Source organism: Rheinheimera sp. ATLC3, assembly GCF_059429535.1.
The window spans coordinates 2,823,122-2,840,776 of record NZ_CM182103.1 but is presented as its reverse complement, the minus strand read 5'-3'; the positions used below and the strand labels follow the sequence as shown (position 1 = coordinate 2,840,776).

11 protein-coding genes are annotated in these 17,655 nt (G+C 54.7%); 3 read left to right on the top strand and 8 right to left on the bottom strand.

Annotation, left to right across the window (positions count from 1 at the left end; genetic code table 11):
- Positions 1-24: 24 nt before the first annotated feature.
- From recD to recC, 3 genes are read right to left on the bottom strand one after another with little or no spacing between them, the layout of a single operon-like run.
- Complete coding sequence (gene recD, locus AC5SV9_RS13120; protein WP_475149675.1) at positions 25-1,950, bottom strand: exodeoxyribonuclease V subunit alpha; 1,926 nt, start codon at positions 1,948-1,950, stop codon at positions 25-27.
- Complete coding sequence (recB, locus tag AC5SV9_RS13115) at positions 1,940-5,674, bottom strand: exodeoxyribonuclease V subunit beta (RefSeq protein ID WP_475149677.1); 3,735 nt, start codon at positions 5,672-5,674, stop codon at positions 1,940-1,942. Before recB ends, recD begins: the two co-directional genes overlap by 11 nt.
- The gene (gene recC / locus AC5SV9_RS13110; RefSeq protein WP_475149679.1) at positions 5,671-9,066 is read right to left on the bottom strand and encodes an exodeoxyribonuclease V subunit gamma; all 3,396 of its coding nucleotides are present in this window, start codon (positions 9,064-9,066) and stop codon (positions 5,671-5,673) included. Before recC ends, recB begins: the two co-directional genes overlap by 4 nt.
- 110 nt (positions 9,067-9,176) lie before the next feature.
- Between recC and AC5SV9_RS13105 the strand changes: the two genes are divergently transcribed.
- Positions 9,177-11,549, top strand: a complete 2,373-nt coding sequence (locus AC5SV9_RS13105; RefSeq protein WP_475149681.1) for a fatty acid cis/trans isomerase — start codon at positions 9,177-9,179, stop codon at positions 11,547-11,549.
- 15 nt (positions 11,550-11,564) lie between these two features.
- On the opposite strand, the gene AC5SV9_RS13100 is transcribed toward AC5SV9_RS13105, so the two are convergent.
- Positions 11,565-12,380 carry a cupin domain-containing protein gene (locus AC5SV9_RS13100; protein ID WP_475149683.1) on the bottom strand — a complete coding sequence of 272 codons (816 nt, stop codon included), beginning with the start codon at positions 12,378-12,380 and terminating at the stop codon, positions 11,565-11,567.
- 173 nt (positions 12,381-12,553) lie between these two features.
- Between AC5SV9_RS13100 and AC5SV9_RS13095 the strand changes: the two genes are divergently transcribed.
- The gene (locus AC5SV9_RS13095) at positions 12,554-13,345 is read left to right on the top strand and encodes an alpha/beta fold hydrolase (RefSeq protein WP_475149685.1); all 792 of its coding nucleotides are present in this window, start codon (positions 12,554-12,556) and stop codon (positions 13,343-13,345) included.
- Positions 13,346-13,406: 61 nt separating this feature from the next.
- Positions 13,407-14,420 carry an alpha/beta hydrolase gene (locus AC5SV9_RS13090; RefSeq protein WP_475149688.1) on the top strand — a complete coding sequence of 338 codons (1,014 nt, stop codon included), beginning with the start codon at positions 13,407-13,409 and terminating at the stop codon, positions 14,418-14,420.
- 61 nt (positions 14,421-14,481) lie between these two features.
- Here the strand turns inward: AC5SV9_RS13090 and AC5SV9_RS13085 are convergent, their stop codons facing one another.
- The 4 genes from AC5SV9_RS13085 to AC5SV9_RS13070 form a co-directional block, all read right to left on the bottom strand.
- Complete coding sequence (locus AC5SV9_RS13085; RefSeq protein WP_475149691.1) at positions 14,482-14,877, bottom strand: cupin domain-containing protein; 396 nt, start codon at positions 14,875-14,877, stop codon at positions 14,482-14,484.
- A gap of 109 nt (positions 14,878-14,986) precedes the next feature.
- Complete coding sequence (locus AC5SV9_RS13080; protein ID WP_475149692.1) at positions 14,987-16,042, bottom strand: DUF2955 domain-containing protein; 1,056 nt, start codon at positions 16,040-16,042, stop codon at positions 14,987-14,989.
- Between the two features lie 10 nt (positions 16,043-16,052).
- Positions 16,053-17,117 (bottom strand): HlyD family secretion protein, encoded by a 1,065-nt coding sequence (locus AC5SV9_RS13075; RefSeq protein WP_475149694.1) that lies wholly within the window; start codon positions 17,115-17,117, stop codon positions 16,053-16,055.
- Positions 17,114-17,620: a MarR family winged helix-turn-helix transcriptional regulator gene (locus tag AC5SV9_RS13070; RefSeq protein WP_495473514.1), complete on the bottom strand. Its 507-nt coding sequence runs from the start codon at positions 17,618-17,620 to the stop codon at positions 17,114-17,116. Before AC5SV9_RS13070 ends, AC5SV9_RS13075 begins: the two co-directional genes overlap by 4 nt.
- Between the last annotated feature and the right edge of the window lie 35 nt (positions 17,621-17,655).

The following is a 17,655-nucleotide window of genomic DNA, read 5'->3' as shown; positions in this document are numbered from 1 at the left end:
AGTGATCTCCTCTGTTTGCCGGGCTTAGAGCCCGCTGCTTCTGGCCACACGGCGGCTTATAGCCTGGCGCAGCAGTGCCGGGGCAGCACACAGCAAACTAAAGTGCTGTTTGGCACGGGTAATACCGGTATACAGCAATTCACGACTTAACAACGGGCTGTTATCCGGTGGCAGTACCAGGCAACAATGATTAAATTCCGAGCCCTGCGATTTGTGCACCGTAATGGCAAAGGCGGTTTCTACCTCGGTTAAACGGCTGGGCAATACCCATTTGATGCTGCCATCAGCCAGCTGAAACACCACACGCAGCATGTTGCTGAGCGGATCAACTAACGTAATGCCGATATCGCCGTTCATTAACCCCAGGTTGTAATTGTTGCGCTGCATCATAACCGGCCTGCCACTGTACCACTGCTGCTGGCGGTTAATTAAACCGCTGCTGTGCAGCCACTGGCTGATTTGCTCATTTACGCCTTCTACGCCCCAGTCACCGCTGCGCAGCGCGCACAGCACCTGAAACCGGCTATAACTGCCAAGCACGCTGCGTGCCCAGTTATCCCGCTCATCTGCGGGGCCTGGCTGCGCCTGCTGCAGATACTGCCGGTAACCGGCAACAACGGTGGCCTTAAGTATACTGAGCTGATTTGCGCCAAACAGTTCAATATCCGTGTACTGCGCAAACAATTCCACCGCGCCGGTATCGCCGCGGTTCACTGCCGCAGCCAGCTGACCGATGCCGGAGTGCGCATCAAAACGGTGGCTTTTGCGCAGCATTACCGTAGCCTGGTTAAGCACTGAACCCTCACCGCGCCATTTATCCAGCGCCACGGTGCTAAACGCTTGCAACAGCGCCACGGTGTCGTCGCGGTAGCCGCCCAATTCCGCGCCCCGGCATAAATCGCCCAGTACTGAACCGGCCTCAACTGACGACAATTGATCTTTATCGCCAAGCAGCACCAGCTGAGCCTGCTCTGGCAAGGCATCGAGCAGCGCCGCCATCATTTCTAAATCCACCATTGAGGCTTCATCTACCACCAGTACATCCAGCTGTAACGGGTTGTCACGGTTATGCCGGAAGCTGCGCCGGTTTGGCACTGCCCCCAGTAGCCGGTGTAAGGTGGTCACCTCTGTCGGTATGGTGCGGGCGCGCTCTGCCGGCAACTGAGTTAGCGCACCGCTGATAGACTCGGTCAGGCGCACAGCGGCCTTACCGGTTGGCGCAGCCAGTTTTATATTCAGAGCGCCGCCGGCACCGTGTTGTAACAACGCCAGTAGCTTTACCACTGTAGTCGTTTTACCGGTACCCGGCCCGCCGGTAATAATGGCAAACCGGCGTTGTAATGCCATCACACAGGCCAGCCGCTGCCAGTCGGGTTCGGTTTGCTGCGGTGTGGCAAATAATATATCCAGCTCAGCTGTTACGGCGTTGGCCAGCGGCAGCGTGGTGCTGAGCATTAAACTGAGGTGCTGCTTTACGCGCTGCTCTGCCTGGTATAGCCGGTACAGATACAACCTGTCTTCGTTAAGCACCAGCGGTGCTGCCCCTGCCGTTGCCAGCCAGCTGCTGCCCTGCAGCGCCGCGCGGAAATCCCCGATCGTAAGGCCTTTTAACACCACTGCCGGGCGGTCAGTAAAGCGCTGTAAAAACTGGTTTTGCGGCGGCAGGCTCAGCAGGCCGTCCGGGTCTTGCAGTAAATCCTGTAACAAAATACAACTGTGGCCGCGGCCATACTGATGGCACAGTAAAGCACAGAGCAACCATAACAGCGGGTTTGGTTCAGCCGCCAGCTGATGCAGGGTTTGCGGTAGTTGCACATCTAAAGCACGCAGCCAGCGCCGCTGCTGCCAGCGCTGTAACATAGCCTGCATCTGTGCCAGATCCTGCAGCGCCGGATGAAACGCCGCTTGCGGTTCTGGCTCATGTTCACTGGCAAATAAGTCAATTTGCATCTGAAACCTCCGGCACGGCTTTGCCGGCAAACAGGGCATCAAGCTGGGTTAACAGCGTAACAGGCGCGGGTAAAAGCAGTTGGCCCTGCTCTGGCGCGCGGATGAACCAGTACAGCGCACCACCGAGATAACGCTCTGGCGCCTGCAGGTAACCGGGTTGGCGCAGCTTCAACAACCGGTGCAGTGCCAGCATATACAGCACGGCCTGCACATCATAACGCTTATCAAGCAAAGCCTGCTGCATCGCTTCAACGCTGTAGGCACTGTCATCCGGGCCCAGCCAGTTTGATTTGTAATCCAGCACCCAGTAGCGGCCGTCATGGCCTTGCAACGTTAAGTCAATAAAGCCTTTTAACATACCGTTTAACGTATCGGGTAACAGCGGCGGGCGCGACATACCGGGTAGAACGGCCTGACAAATCAGCTTATCTAACACTAATACCGGTACCTGCTCAGTTTGCAGCCAGAACTCCAGTTCTGATCGCACCTGCTGTAACTGCTTAAGCGACTGCTGCACACCGGCCAGCGGCGCCTGTAACATCTGTCCCAGCCAGCTGCGCAGCACCTGATGCCAGCTTTGCCAGTTATGCCGCGCCAGCTGATGCGCTAACATGTCATCGCAAAAGACATCATCGCACCGGGCGAACCCTTGCTGTTGCGCCAGTTCAAGTAGCTGGTGCAAAAAGGTGCCGGGCACAGCACCACGTGGAAAATCATGCATGCTCTGGTACTGCTCACTGTGCAGCAAAGGCTCGTTATTCTCCTCCTGCAACAAGCTGTCGAGCACAGTATCGGCCGCTAAGGCCCCCTTGTCTGGCGCAGCATCACTAAGCTCGGGCGCCTGATTGCTGCCGGTACGCAGCGCAGAATAACTGGCTATCCACCAGCGCTCGCGTCTGAGCGGTGCAGTAAGTGTCAGCGCCGGTATCAGTTCAGGCAAGCCCGCCACACTAAGTGGTGGCTGTACTGCAGGCAGCGGCTGTTGCTGCCAGGGCAGTGCGCTAAGCGCCGTGGTTAAATCTGCCAGGGTGCAGTCATCCGGTAAGTTCAGCAGGTAGCCCAGCGCACTTTGCGCCAGTTTGCTTTTTTTACTGTTGCCTTCGCTAAACACCGCCAAACCGAGCCAGCAGGCGTATACCGGCCGGGTCAGTGCAACATATAACAGCCGGATGTCTTCCAACAGGCGCTCGTGTTCAGCCTTTTGCAGCGTTGCATCATCGGGCGTCAGATCCAGCACCCGCTGGCGGCCATCAAAATAACGCTGCGGCCGATCTTTTTTGGCTGCTTTAAAACCACAGATAAACGGCAGGAACACCAGGTTATACTGCAGGCCTTTACTTTTATGGATGGTCACCACCTGCACCAGCTGTTGATCACTTTCCAGCCGCAGCTGCTGCTCATCACTGTTGCCATTACCTGCCAGCTGCTCGCTTAGCCAGCGGATCAGGCCGCTTTCACCATCACGCTGCTGGCTTTCACTTTGCAGTAATTCTGCCAGGTGCAGCACATTGGTCAGGCAGCGCTCACCTTGCTCCTGCGCCAGCCACTTTGCCGGCAAACCAAAGTAATGCAGCCAGGCCGTAAGCATGGCCAGTACGCCTTTGTAACGCCAGATTTGGCGAAACAACCGGATCTGATCAGTCAGCTGCTCCCAGGCTATTTCGTTGTTCAGCCAGTATTGCAGCTGGGTATCACTGTTTTGCGACAAGGGTAATGCCAGCGCCTGGCGCAGCAGGTTGTCATCTTCCAGCTGATGACAGGCTTTTAACCAGCACAGCACACTGGCGGCCTCAGCGCTTTGCAGCACCGACTCGTTATCCGACATATATACTGAGCGCACATTACGCGCGCTCAGCTCACGCCTGATCAGTGCAGCTTCATTGCGGTCGCGTACCAAAACAGCAATGTCCGATGGCTGCAGAGGTTTAGCGCCACTATCGTCACCGCTAAACAGCGCCTGACCGCGCTGTGCCTGATGCAGCAGATACGTAATTTCATCGGCACACGCCTGCGCCATCAGGCTTTGATAGCCACCTTTTTTCAGTTCGCCTGGCTCAGCTTGCGCCAGCCAATAATTCACGGCCGCGACTTCATTACTGCCACGCTGCAGCTGTGTACTTTTACCCTTAGCCTGTACCGGCAAAAACGGCAGCTCCGTCACATCACTGCTGCCAAAACCGAAAGCACCACGCTGGCTCTCAGCAGCACTGAATAGTTGGTTCACCCCTTCTACCAGCGCCGTGGTCGAGCGAAAGTTTGTGCTCAGGCTGTAATGCCGGCCAGTTGTTAACGTGCGGGCCTGCAGGTAGGTATGTAAGTCGGCCCCGCGGAAGCTATATATTGCCTGCTTCGGATCCCCCACCATAATCAGCGCGTTGTCACGGCTTTGCACATCGGGGTAAATGGCACGGAAAATAGCAAACTGCAGCGGGTCGGTGTCCTGAAATTCATCCACCATCGCCACCGGATACTGTGTGCGGATCCGGGCGGCCAATACCTGACCGCTGTCACTTAGCAGCGCTTTATGCAGCTGCAGCAGCAAGTCATTAAAATCCAGCTCACCGCGCTGCTGTTTACGGGTATGAAACTCGCCACTTAGCCATATGGCCGCATGGTGCCGCACTGCCATTGCCAGTTCGGGCTTCGCCTGTAACAACTGTACTATCGCATCAAAATGTTCAAATACTGCATGGCGTAGCAGCGGCTGGCCTTTTTTCTGTGCAGCAGCCAGATTGGCCGCACTGTATTTTTGCACCATGCTGGTAAAGTCAGCGTCCTGGCTGTTTAGCTTTTCAGGTTCAGCCAGCAGCGCCAGCCACCACTGGCGCTCTGCCGGCCAGCTGGCGGCACGGAACTTGTTGCCGTTTAACCAGCTGTTGTCAAAGGCATCATCCAGCAGTGGCAGTACATCCTCGGTCAGCAATGGCGGCAACTGCTGGCACAGCGCTGTCAGTTGCTGCTGCCACTGGCTAAGCGGTGCTGCGGCCTGCTGTGGGCTTAGCGGCCCGGGTAACGGCTCGCCGCCGGCGTTAAATTGCATATCTTCTGCATCGGCTTGCAGCCAGGGCTGCACATCCGTTAGCAGTGCCTCAGGCGACTGCGCTACCCGCCCCAGCTCGTGTAACACAGCAGCATCAGTCAGTGGGTATAAAAAGCGGCGCCAGTAGTCACACGCCAGCGTGTGCAAAAGCAGCTGATTATCGTCACTAAGCTGCTCAGCAAACCCCATACCGGAGTCAAAAGCATGCTCTGACAGCATGCGCTGACACCAGCTGTGAATAGTAAATATCGCCGCTTCGTCCATCCATTGCGCTGCACGCTCTAAGATACCGGCACAGGCCGGATACTCGTTTTTGCTGTAGTCCTGCAATAACCGGCTTAACAGCTCATCGTCAGTATTACCGGCACGAAATGCTGTGGCGGCCTCAACCAGCCGTAACCGGATACGATCACGCAGCTCAGCCGTCGCCGCCCGGGTAAAGGTTACGACCAGAATTTGTGGCGGCGTTAACGCAGTGACAAAGCCACTGTTTTGTTCGCTGTCTGTTGCGCGTTGACCATGGCCCAACACCAGGCGCAGATACAGCGCAGCCAGGGTAAAGGTTTTACCGGTACCAGCGCTGGCCTCGATTAACCGGCTACCGTGCAGCGGAAAAGTTAATGCATCAAGCGGTTTTACATCGTTGTTGCGCGCAGCTATCGCTGGCAGGCCAGGCTGGCTCATAGTGCGGCTCCGCTGTCGTTATCGGTCAGAGTTTGCAGCATAGGGCCATACACTTTCTGCGCCCAATCGGTAAAACCGGCTGCCAGCAGGCTGTTAAAGTCCGGGTAGTAGCGCGTCAGCTCCGGCGCGTTGTCACGTTCGCCACTGCGCTGATACCCACCTTCAAACATGTCGCGGCATTTATTCTCGTCGCCGGTTTGCAAATAGCACAGCGCGGTTTTCGGCATCAGCGGCAACGGCTGCTGTAGTGCTGCCAACCAGTGTTGTACCAGCGCGTCCAGTGTTGTTGCTGCCTGTATCTGCGGCTGAGGCCGGATATGTATCGCATCATCCAGGCCGTACTGATAAATCGCCAGTGCCTCACCCTGACTGTTTGCCGCCAGCTGTTGCAGCCAGCTACTGCGCAGCGTATGCACGCGCAGCCCGCCTTTATCCCGTACCGCACTTGGCCGCAGCAAAATAAGCGCTTGTTGGCCAGCATCATTACTGTAGACATTACCCAGCCGGTCATTTAACACAATGCCAGCGGGTTCAAGCTGTAAGCTCAATGCTTTGCTGCGTCTTTGCCAGTGCGTGCCGTCAGCGCGGTAGCGTGAAAACACCACACCGGCTTCACGCGCTATCTGGGCTGCACTGAGTTGCCCAAATAGCGCCAGCGGCAGCCTGGCCTGGCGCGCCAGTTGCTGTACGGCTGCATCAATGTCGGTGTCTGCATCAAGTAATAACTGGTCCAGCACTTGCTGTTTCAGTTGGTACAACTGCAGCGCATTGAGCACAAAAGGCTCAGCATCTTCTGTGCCGTCGTTCTGCTGATAAAACCGGGTTTTAAAACGCTGGGTTAAATAATGCCGGCACGGGTTGGCCAGAAAGTCGTCCAGCAGGCGTAGTGTCAGAACAGGCAATAGCTCAGCTTCTGGCTGCATAGCTGCAGGTTCTGGCAATAGCGGGGCGCTGCCAGGCTGGTGCGCACTTTGCCACTCATAAGCATAAGTGTGGTAGCGGCCATTGAAATACTGCGCCGAAAACGGCTGCATCGGGTATTCGTGAGTCAGGCTTTGTGCGGTATCCGGCTGTTGCTCTGCTGTCCAGCCGTTATTGATCAGATCGCGCAACTGGCTAACCAGCACACTTGGCGGTAACTCGCTATTGTTACGAATATCGCGACCTACCCAGCTCAGATACAGGCTGTCGCGCGCACTTAACAGCGCTTCCAGAAACAGGTACCGGTCATCATCACGCCGCGACCGATCGCCGGCGCGGTAATCTGTTGCCATCAGGTCAAAGTCATCACGCATCCTGGAGCGCGGGTAATCACCATCATTCAGGCCCAACAGGTAAATACGCTTAAACGGTATGGCGCGCATCGGCATCAGTGTCGAAAACGTTAAACTGCCAGCCAGGAAGCGCTGGCTTAAACCACTACTGGCCGCTTGTTCCAACCAGGCTTCGCGCAGCACCAGCAGGCTGATTTCACCGCTAAAATCCCCGCTGTCTGCCGCGGCAACCAGCTGGTCCAGCGCGTCGCTCAACCGGCTGTAAACCAGCTGGTCCTGCTCATCATTAAAATCAAACAGGCTCAGCAGCAAACCGTTCTCACCCAGCATCAGCTGTTGCCACTGTAACAGGCTGCGCGACTGCCCAGCCGCTATAACACTGTGCCAGTGCTTTAACTGCTGAATAAACTGCAGCACCGGCCCAAGCTCAGCTGCAGCCAGCCCGGCAACCTCCGCATAAGGTGCGGTGTCCTGCCACAAGGGTTCATCACCAATGGCAAACCCCAGCAACATACGCTCAATACCAAACATCCAGCTGTAATTGCTGTCCAACTCACCCAACTCGAGTGTGCTACGCTGCGCACCATCCAGCCCCCAGCGCACACCGGCCTCGGTCAGCCATAACCGTAATTGCGGCAAAGCGTCAGCATATACGCCAAAGCGGCGCTGAATAGCGGGTACATCGAGTAAATCGCTGATTTCACTTAAGGCAAAACGCTGTTTTGGCAAATCCAGCAGGTATTCCAGCGCCAGCAACAGCGGCTGGCTGCCGCGCAAGCTCTGATCGGCCAGCGTATAGGGTAAAAAGCGCGGGTCGTCCTGCGCCAGGCGGCCAAACACTGCATGAATATGGCTTTGGTATTGGCTGATATCCGGTGTCATCACAATAATATCGCGTGGCTGTAGTGCCGGGTCGGCGCTAAACGCTGCGATCAGGTTGTCCTGCAGAATTTCCACTTCCCGCTGGCGGCTATGAGCGATATGAAAACTGATGCTGCTATCGGCAGCTGCCAACATACGCGGCACTGCCGGTGTTGGGTTTAGCTCCAGCATGTCCTGCTGCAACTGCGTTAATAACGGCAAAGCGCTGATATCGGCAACCGGGTCAGAAAACAGGTCAATACGGCCATTAAACCAGTGTTGATAATGCTCTGGCTGGTCAAACTGATCCAGCAGGCTGATATAGTCACGCCCCTGTTTACCCAAACTGGCCAGCAATACCGGCGCATGCAGATACAGCGCATCGGCATCCAGCACCGGCGGTAAGCCGCTTTTGCGCTGCTGGCGTTTTTGCGCAACACGCATTTCATCCTTAATGCTGCTGATATCACCCCAAAAATGCCGGCACGGGTTTAATACGGTAAGCAGCACCTGGCGCTGCGCCCCGAGGGCTGATAACAGTTCGACAGTTTGCTGCGGCAGAGAAGACACACCAAATACAACGACGCGATCGGGTAGCAGATCAGGCCGGGCAAGCTTACCTTCACGCAGTGCGGCAAGTGCAGTGTTATGCACATCGGCCCGGCTGGAATAGGCATTTTCAGCGCAGACGCTGGCCAGTTGTTGCTGCAGTAACCGCCATAGCGCCGGTTGCCACAGCTGATCGGCGGGCACAGCGTTAGTGCCGTTCAGCAGGTCTTGCCCATCACGCCAGCGTTGCAGCCAGTCGGCACGGTATACCTGATACTGGTCAAATAAATCAGCCAGCCGAAGTGCCAGCTGATAGGCTTTACGGCCGTCGACATCATCCTCAAGGTAGCGTTGTAGCGACGCAAACACCGGCGCGGTAAGCTGGGGTAGCAATGCCAGCAAGCGCCAGCTTAAATTAGCTTTGTCATACGGCAGGCTTTTCGGAATGCTGTCGCCCAGCACCGCCCGGTAAAGTTGCCAGACAAACTGGTTCGGCAGCTCTACCTGCAGGCCGGCAGCAATACCCGGATGGCCGTTTGCTGTTTCGGCCAATGCCATTTTCAGCCACTGTGCAATACCATTACTTTGCACCAGGATCTCTTCAGTCCCCAGCACCGATACAGGATGCGTTGCCAGCCACTGCACCAGCAACTCGCGCAGCGTCTCCAGTTTATTGCTATGGATCACAACAAAACCCGGCTGTAGCATGCAATTTCTCAGCGAAAACAAGATGCTGGCAGAGTACCACAAGCGGCAAGTTTTGAGCTACCATTGCCGCTGGCGATATGACTGATTGCGCCATGCAGCAAAGGAAGACTATGTTAAGCACCGCCCTGACCCGAAAAAAACTGCTGTTTGTGCTGATACTGCTACTGGCAGGTTGCGCGACACTGGCCCGGTTTGATTTAAACCAGCTGTATGGCAGCGCAACACCAGATAACAGAGCTGCCACCGGCAGCGATGCCGCTTACTTTAACGAGCAGATTAGGCCGATAATCGACCGGCGCTGCGTGGTATGCCACGCCTGTTACGACTCACCCTGTCAGCTGAATATGGCATCAAACGCCGGTATTGAACGCGGCGCGCATAAAGAAAAAGTCTATGACGGCGCCAGATTACTGGCAGCAACGCCTAACCGTTTGTTTATTGATGCCCAGACCGTGCAGCAATGGCGGCAGCGCGGCTTTTTCCCGGCGTTGAATGAGCGCAGCCAGACCACAGAAGCCAATACCCAGGCGTCAGTGCTGGCCAGAATGCTGCAGCTTAAGCAGCAACAGCCTTTGCCACAGGGCGCGATTTTACCCGACAGCTTCGACTTTAGCCTGGACCGCGAGCAGCAATGCTCCACTATTGAAGAGTTTGAAAACTACGCCCGCAACCAACCACTGGCGGGTATGCCTTACGGTTTACCGGCGCTAAGCAGCAGTGAGCATAAGCAGTTAATGCACTGGCTAAGCCAGGGCGCCGCTATGCCGTCAGCCGCTGTGCTACCCGAGGCTGAGCTGGCGCAAGTAGCCAAACTTGAACACTGGCTAAACGCCGACAACCTGAAAATGCAGCTTAGCGCCCGTTATATTTATGAGCATTTATTTACCTCGCACCTGTATTTTTCAGCACTGAACCAAGCGGGCCAAACACCACAGTTTTATCAGCTGGTACGTTCAGCAACACCGCCCGGCCAGCCGGTCAGTGTGATTGCCAGTCGCAGGCCTTTTGATGACCCCGGTGTTGAACGGGTGTACTACCGGCTGACGCCGATGCAGTCGACCATCGTCAATAAAACCCATCAGCCGTACGATATTAATGCCGACTTACTGAAAAAATGGCAGCAGTGGTTTGTTGACGCCGATTACAGCGTAGAGGCCTTGCCCAGCTACGACAGCGAAATCGCGGCCAATCCGCTTACCGCTTTTGCCCGGCTACCGGTAAATGCCCGCTACCGCTTTATGCTGGAACGGGCCGAAAATACCATCATGGGCTATATCAAAGGCCCGGTATGCCGCGGACAGGTTGCGCTGAATGTGATCAACGACAGGTTCTGGGTGTATTTTGTGCAACCGGAAATGGCGACAGCCGCTGATGTAGACGCCTTTTACCTGTCGCAGCAAAATAACCTGCGTATGCCGGCAGAAAAAGACAGCACCGCTTTTGCCGTCAGCTGGGTTGCGTTTGCCAAACGTCAGGGCGATTACCTGCGGGCCCGCAGCCGGTTTTTAAACGAATCACTACAAGGCGGCCAGCACCTGACGATGGAGGGCATTTGGGATGGTGACGGAGATAATCAGAATGCCAGCCTGACGGTGTTTCGCCACTTTGATAATGCCACTGTGGTAAAAGGTTTGGTTGGCACTGCGCCCAAAACTGCCTGGGTAATTGATTACGGCCTGCTGGAACGGATCCATTACCTGCTGGTGGCAGGCTTTGATGTGTACGGCAATTATGGCCATCAGCTGATGACCCGGCTGTACATGGATTTTTTACGCATGGAAGGCGAATCTAACTTTCTGGCGTTTTTGCCACCTGAGCGCCGTCGCAGCGAGTTTAATGCCTGGTATCAGAAAGCCGGCCCGGAGCTGACACAATTTATTGAAGGCGATATTAATCCCTTTAATCAGCCAAGCGGAATTCATTACCAAACTGATAACCCCAAACAAGAGCTGTATGATCTTTTTGCTACGCATCTTGCTGCTGTACAACCACAACAGTATCAGCTAACAGCCGGTAACCTGAGCAGGCAAAGCCTGGCTTTATTGCAGCAACTTAATGAAATAAAAGGTGAAAGCGCAGCCATACTGCCAGAAATCACCATGCTGGTGGTTGAGCCTGAGCAGGGTAAAGACCCTGAACTGTTTACCTTGCTGCGCAACAGCGCTCATTACAATGTCAACAGCCTGTTTTCTGAAGAGCAAAACCGCGATAAACAAAATGACGATGTCACCTTGGTGCGCGGCATTCTGGGCAGTTACCCCGATGCATTCTGGCATGTGCAGGAAGCCGATTTACCTCAGCTGGTAAAGCTGGCCAGAGCGATTAACAGCGAGCAGGATTACACCGCCTTGCTAAATGCGTTTGGTGTACGGCGCAGTAATGTGAATTTCTGGCAGTTTAGCGACCGGCTGAACGCAGTGTTCCAGCAGCGCAACCCGATAGACAGTGGTTACCTTGACTATAACCGGCTGGAAAACCGCTGACAGCCTGCGTACTGGTTACTGCTGCTGTAACCACTCTCGCGGGCTGGCACCGGTTTTACGCCGGAACGCCCGCGCCAGCGCTGACGGGCTGTCATAGCCCACTTCGTCAGCAATCAGCGCTATGGGTTTGCCTTCACGCAGCCGTTTTTGCGTCAGGCTGACACGCCAGCTCAGCAGATAGTCCGCCGGTGTTTTACCCACTACTTTATGAAACTGCGCGGCGAAACTGGCCCGCGACATACTGGCAGCACTGGCAAGCTCTGCCACCGACCAGCTTTTTTGCGGCTGGTCATGCATTAGCGTTACGGCCCGCGCCAGGCGCAAATCGGCCAGCCCGGCCATCATACCGGAAGATAAACTGCTATTCGCCATGATATGGCGCAACAACTGGATCATCACCAGTTCCAGCAAACGATTTAACACCGCATTTCTACCACAGTTCTGCTCTGCAGCTTCGCTGAATAACCACAAAACACTATCGCCCAGAATAGGTAACTCACTGACTGGCACTAACATGTAATCGGGCAAGGCCGTGGTTAACGGATTATCCTGTCCGCCATCGAAGCTTACCGTCGCACTGACCAGCTGAGTATTGTCCGTTGGGATGGCAGTCAAGCTGTGCTTGTAAGGCCTGGGAATAAATAGCAGGCTGGGCTGACTAATGACGATTTCCTGCCGTGCTATATGCAACCTGGCTTTGCCGGTATTGAGCAGATAAAGCCTGCCACTGCGATCCTGTGAATCATACGCCAGTTCACCACTGAACAAGCCAGCGTAAAAGGTAGTGGCGTGCATACCAAACTGCGCCAGTAATGTTGAAAGCCTGTCCATAACCACCTCAATTAGACTATCTGCATCAAAATTTAGACAATTTGACGCCAAAAGTCAAACCAGCCCCCCTAATATACTCCCAACGCTTGCAACTGAACTGCAGCTGAGTAGTACGCCACTCTGGGCATAACGTTAACTAACGAACATTTTTATCAACAGAAAAGGAATACAACATGACTAAGTTCAAATTTCGCCATATCGCCGCTGCTGTTGCTACCACAGCATTAACGTTAAGCAGCGCTGTTTTTGCTGCTGAAAAACCAACAGTGGTGCTGGTACATGGTGCTTTCGCCGAATCATCCAGCTGGAACGGCGTAGTGGCTAACCTGCAGCAACAGGGTTACCCGGTTGTAGCGGTTGCCAACCCACTTCGCAGTTTAAGCGCCGATGCTGACTATGTTGCTAGTGTCGTACAACATACCAGCGGCCCGGTTGTACTGGTAGGCCATTCCTACGGAGGCGCGGTAATCAGCAATGCCGTGCAGAACAACACTAATGTTACCGCTTTGGTCTATGTTGCCGCATTCGCACCGGAACAGGGTGAGACAGTGCTGGAATTATCTGGCCGTTACCCGGGCAGCACTTTAGGCCCGACACTGGCCACGCCGGTGATATTAAAAGACGGCAATAAAGACCTGTATATCCAACAAGACAAATTCGGCGAACAGTTTGCAGCCGATGTACCCGCCGCAGAAGCCTCGCTGATGGCCGCGACACAACGCCCGGTCACTGAGCTGGCTTTAACTGAGCCCGCTGGCCTGCCTGCCTGGCATGCCGTACCGTCATGGTCAATTTATGGTACTGCAGACAAGAACATTCCGCCTGCTGCGATGAAGTTTATGGCACAGCGTGCTAAAGCGAAAAAAATCGTTGAAGTACCCGGCGCTTCCCATGTGGTGATGACATCACACCCGGACAAAGTCGCCGCACTAATTGCCGAAGCCGCAACTGCGACTAACAAATAACAGCTGTGTAAACAGCAAACCCAACTGAAGCTAAATTAACTGAATTATTGAGGAAACCATCATGAAAACACTAAACACTGTTATCACTGCCAGCCTGTTAGCATTAAGTATCGGTAACGCCATGGCGGCCGGCTCACCGGGTGTTGAAACGAAAACACAGGGCTTTTTAACTGCCTTAGCCCAGGGCGGCGGTAAACCACTGGAGCAGTTATCGGCTAAAGATGCCCGTGCGGTATTAACCGGCGCACAACAAGGTGCCATCTTACCGGCTGCTGATGTCAGCGAAAAAATTATCAAAGTGGATGGCCAGAGCATTAAACTGGTTATCGTTAAACCACAAGGCAGCACCGGCACCTTACCGGCCTTTATGTTCTTCCACGGTGGTGGCTGGGTACTGGGGGATTTCCCAACGCATGAGCGTTTAATCCGTGATTTGGTGCAGCGCTCTGGTGCAGCGGCAGTGTACGTTGATTACACCCCATCACCGGAAGCGAAATACCCAACCGCAATCAACCAGGCGTATGCCGCCACCAAATGGGTCGCCGAAAATGGTCAGAAAATTGGTGTGGATGGTAACCGCCTGGCCGTCGCCGGTAATAGCGTCGGTGGTAACATGGCGGCGGTAGTGGCATTGAAAGCGAAAGAAGCAGGCACACCGACGCTGAAATTCCAGCTGTTGCTGTGGCCGGTCACCGATGCCGGCTTTAACAATACGTCGTACCATACCTATGCCGATGGTCACTTTTTAACCCGCAACATGATGCAGTGGTTCTGGGATAACTACACCACGTCACAGGAGCAGCGTAACGAGATTTATGCCTCACCGCTGCGTGCGACCAAAGCCCAGTTGCAAGGCTTGCCACCGGCATTAATTCAGACCGCTGAAATGGATGTGTTGCGTGATGAAGGTGAAGCCTATGGCCGCCACCTGAACGATGCGGGTGTAACCGTAACCACAGTGCGTTACAACGGTATGATCCATGACTTTGGCTTGCTGAACGTGCTAAGCGACGTACCGGCAGTGCAAGACGCACTGGACCAGGCCGGTCGTGAGTTAAAAGACCACCTGCAATAAGCCCCCGTGCCGGATAAAGCCCCTACATGGGGCTTTACTATTTACGCTCATGTTGCAGTATTTAAACAGGCCGGTGTTCGGTGCCTTCACCCGGGGTGATAAACAACAATTTACAACTGCTCTCTGTTCTGGCGGTATGCCAGACATTACGAGGAACCAGCACATATTCGCCCTGCCGGCTTAGCTTAATACTGACATCGCCATCGTCGGTTTGCAGAATAAACTCCGTCTGGCCGCTTAACAGGATCACGATTTCATCACCGTTCGGATGCCTCTCCCAGCTTGGCCAGTTAGCACTGAATGCGTAACACGACACCAACTGATGGCCGGCAAAGCCGTTATAGGCTGAATCCAGCCGCTGATATAACTCACCGTCAGCCAACTCAACGGATGCCTGCTGGTTCGGGTTTAACACCACAAACTCGCTGTCAATCGACAAGGTTGTTTTTGTCATCATACTGTCCTTTGCACTGCTTTGCCCGGGCAAAAACACCGGCAACATAGCAACAGTAAAGCACAGCAGGGCAGAAAACGCTGCAGCTCCCCCCGGACGGTTTCAACGCTGGCTAGGGTAACTCTAAGCGTGTGGCGGCGAAGCGGTTTAACAACTGATGCATCAGATACACCGCAATCAGCGTACAAACCACCGAAATAGCGACTGAACTGAAGCGGTACAAAGCGCTGTACACCAGATCACTTTGTGGCGTCAGATACTGGCCGAATAAAATCCCCATCGTTGTCATGGCGCCAAAACCAGCACCGGACTGGCCGCCCTCAAACATATGATGACGGGCAAACAGCATAATACTGACCCACATCGCCAGCGTGACAAACAGCAAAATATTCGAATGGCTATACAGCAACAGCTGAATAGCCAGACCGACATTACACCCCACCAGGGTACCAACCGCACGGTTCCAGCCTGCTTTACCGGCGCCGTGCCAGTTTAGCGGAAACAACACCAGTACCGATGCTATCTGTGCCGACAGTGAATCAATCAGATCAAAGCTTTGAAATACCATAAACGACAGGGTTGCCACCGTTGTTGCCAGGATCACTTCATGGCGTTGGTTGCTCAGCGGCTTAGCCGGCATCTGGCGAGCAGCGCGCGGTGAGGTATCCGGAAACAAGGTATACATCAAAAAGGTAACAAACAACGTAAAGACACCGGCCACCAGATTCGACATCACGATATCACCAACATGGGTCAGCGGTGCCGGATAACTGGCAAAATGCAGTTGCATCGACAAGCCGACCAGGGTGGTGGCACCAAATAAAAAATATACGCCTTGTGTCATACAACGGAATAAAAAACCAAACTGCAGAACCACCAGCAATGTCATCAGGCCGGGTTTGTCGCCAAACAGCCCCTGTACCAGTAACACACTGACACTGACAAACAAAATACCGGCAATAAACTGACGGACCACATGCGCATTTAATACCGGCACCAGCCCGAGTAACAGCATCGGATTGACGGCAAAAAAGGTGCCGTAATTCCAGTCCATCAGTTTGCACACAACAAAGCCCAGTGTGCCGCCAAAGGCAATGCGCAGACACTGCCTGACATCATTGCTGCTAAGCTGCAGTTTTGGGTGAGTAATACTGGCGGGCGAAGACATGCTTTGCCCCTTAATAGATGTAATGCAACAGGCTGATAAAGCGTGCCTGCGCCTGCCCCAACCAACGCGCCGGGCCTGCGGCAGGGTAAAGCTGCACAGTCGCGCGGGCACCGGTAGGCAACGCGGCCAACACCGCGTCGTTGTCATCCAGTGTCAGGTGTAAGCGTAAATACTGCGCATCACGCACCCAGCGGTCAGAACTTTCCGGGTTCGCCAGGCTGCCATCCGCGTTAAGCTGGCCATCTTTGACACCGGCATCGATAGCTCGCACCGTCGCGGCAAATACCTGCCCCGGCAAGCCATCGAACATCACACTGGCTGCTGTGCCAGCTTTAACTTTAGTCAGCGATTTCTCCCTGAAGTCAGCAATAATATCGGCCTTACTCGCCACCAGTGCAGCCAGCGTTTTACCTGCTGTCGCGTAATTGCCCGGTACCAGCTGCAGGTTGGTCATCACACCATCTACCTTGGCGCGCACATCGGTGTACTGCAGGTTTAACCGTGCATTCGCCAACGCATTAGCGGCCTGGCGTAACAGTAAGTTAGCCTCGCCCTGCTCGCCCCGGCGCACGACCAGCTCATGTGCCTGCGCTTTGGCCGCATCAACTTGTGCCAGCGCTGCCTGATAATTGGCAGCGGCTTTATCCAGTTGCTGCTGCGACACGCTACGTGAACCAATTAACTGCTGCAGCCGCTTAACCTCCAGCCCCAGTTCATCAGCCTGAGCCTGATACGCTGCGACACTGGCCTGGGCCGAAGCAATAGCGGCGTCCAGCTGGGCATTTTCCTGCTGTGCGCCCTCCAGCGCCAGTTCAGCTTTGTCCACTGCTAACTGGTAGCTTTGCTTGTCCAGACTAAATAAAATGTCACCGGTTTTTACCTGCTGATTATTCTGCACCAGCACCTGTGTTACCTGGCCGCTCACGTCCGGAGCAATACCCACGACCGGGTGCATCACCCTGGCCTGGGCACTGAGTGGTAACCAGATATCGGCGACAATAAAATACACAAAGGCGACAACAAAGACGACGATCGCACCGTGCACCCAGCGTTTAAAAACCTGATCCGGTGTCATAGGCTATCCTCCACTGCGGTGGCTGCTGCTGTTGTGGCCAGTAACGTTCGGGCGTTGCGCTCCATCAGGTCCAGCGCCTGCATCAGCTGCTGCACGGCAGCCGGTGTTAAATCCCGATACAGCGCCTGCCTTATCTGCATCGTGCGTTCAATCAGTTTAGTCAGTGTTTTTTGGCCGGCAGGCGTAAAATACAGGCAGTGTGCTCTTTTGTCGGTTGGGTGTGGCCGCCGCTCCAGCATATCCAGTTCAACCAGTTGGCCAAGCGTGCGGGTTAACGACGGCATCTCAATCCCTAACTCCTGCGCCAGCGCCTGTTGCGTTGCGCCCTCGCCTAACAGCTGCAAGTGCAGCATGGCAGTCCAGCGGGCTTCGGTCATATCCAGTGATTGCACGGCAGCGCTAATAGCACTGCGCCATAAGCGGTGCACACGGCCTATCTGGTTGCCCAGCGGCACTTGCAACATGGCTTTCATATCATTCAGATCAGTGGTGTCAGTCATCATACACCCAGCAATTAGTTAGCATGCTAAGTATTTTA

Bases quoted from the DNA above. Each gene is read 5' to 3' on its own strand.
- recD (WP_475149675.1), bottom strand. From the start codon at position 1,950: ATGCAAATTGACTTATTTGCCAGTGAACATGAGCCAGAACCGCAAGCG.
- recB (WP_475149677.1), bottom strand. From the start codon at position 5,674: ATGAGCCAGCCTGGCCTGCCAGCGATAGCTGCGCGCAACAACGATGTA.
- recC (WP_475149679.1), bottom strand. From the start codon at position 9,066: ATGCTACAGCCGGGTTTTGTTGTGATCCATAGCAATAAACTGGAGACG.
- AC5SV9_RS13105 (WP_475149681.1), top strand. From the start codon at position 9,177: ATGTTAAGCACCGCCCTGACCCGAAAAAAACTGCTGTTTGTGCTGATA.
- AC5SV9_RS13100 (WP_475149683.1), bottom strand. From the start codon at position 12,380: ATGGACAGGCTTTCAACATTACTGGCGCAGTTTGGTATGCACGCCACT.
- AC5SV9_RS13095 (WP_475149685.1), top strand. From the start codon at position 12,554: ATGACTAAGTTCAAATTTCGCCATATCGCCGCTGCTGTTGCTACCACA.
- AC5SV9_RS13090 (WP_475149688.1), top strand. From the start codon at position 13,407: ATGAAAACACTAAACACTGTTATCACTGCCAGCCTGTTAGCATTAAGT.
- AC5SV9_RS13085 (WP_475149691.1), bottom strand. From the start codon at position 14,877: ATGATGACAAAAACAACCTTGTCGATTGACAGCGAGTTTGTGGTGTTA.
- AC5SV9_RS13080 (WP_475149692.1), bottom strand. From the start codon at position 16,042: ATGTCTTCGCCCGCCAGTATTACTCACCCAAAACTGCAGCTTAGCAGC.
- AC5SV9_RS13075 (WP_475149694.1), bottom strand. From the start codon at position 17,117: ATGACACCGGATCAGGTTTTTAAACGCTGGGTGCACGGTGCGATCGTC.
- AC5SV9_RS13070 (WP_495473514.1), bottom strand. From the start codon at position 17,620: ATGATGACTGACACCACTGATCTGAATGATATGAAAGCCATGTTGCAA.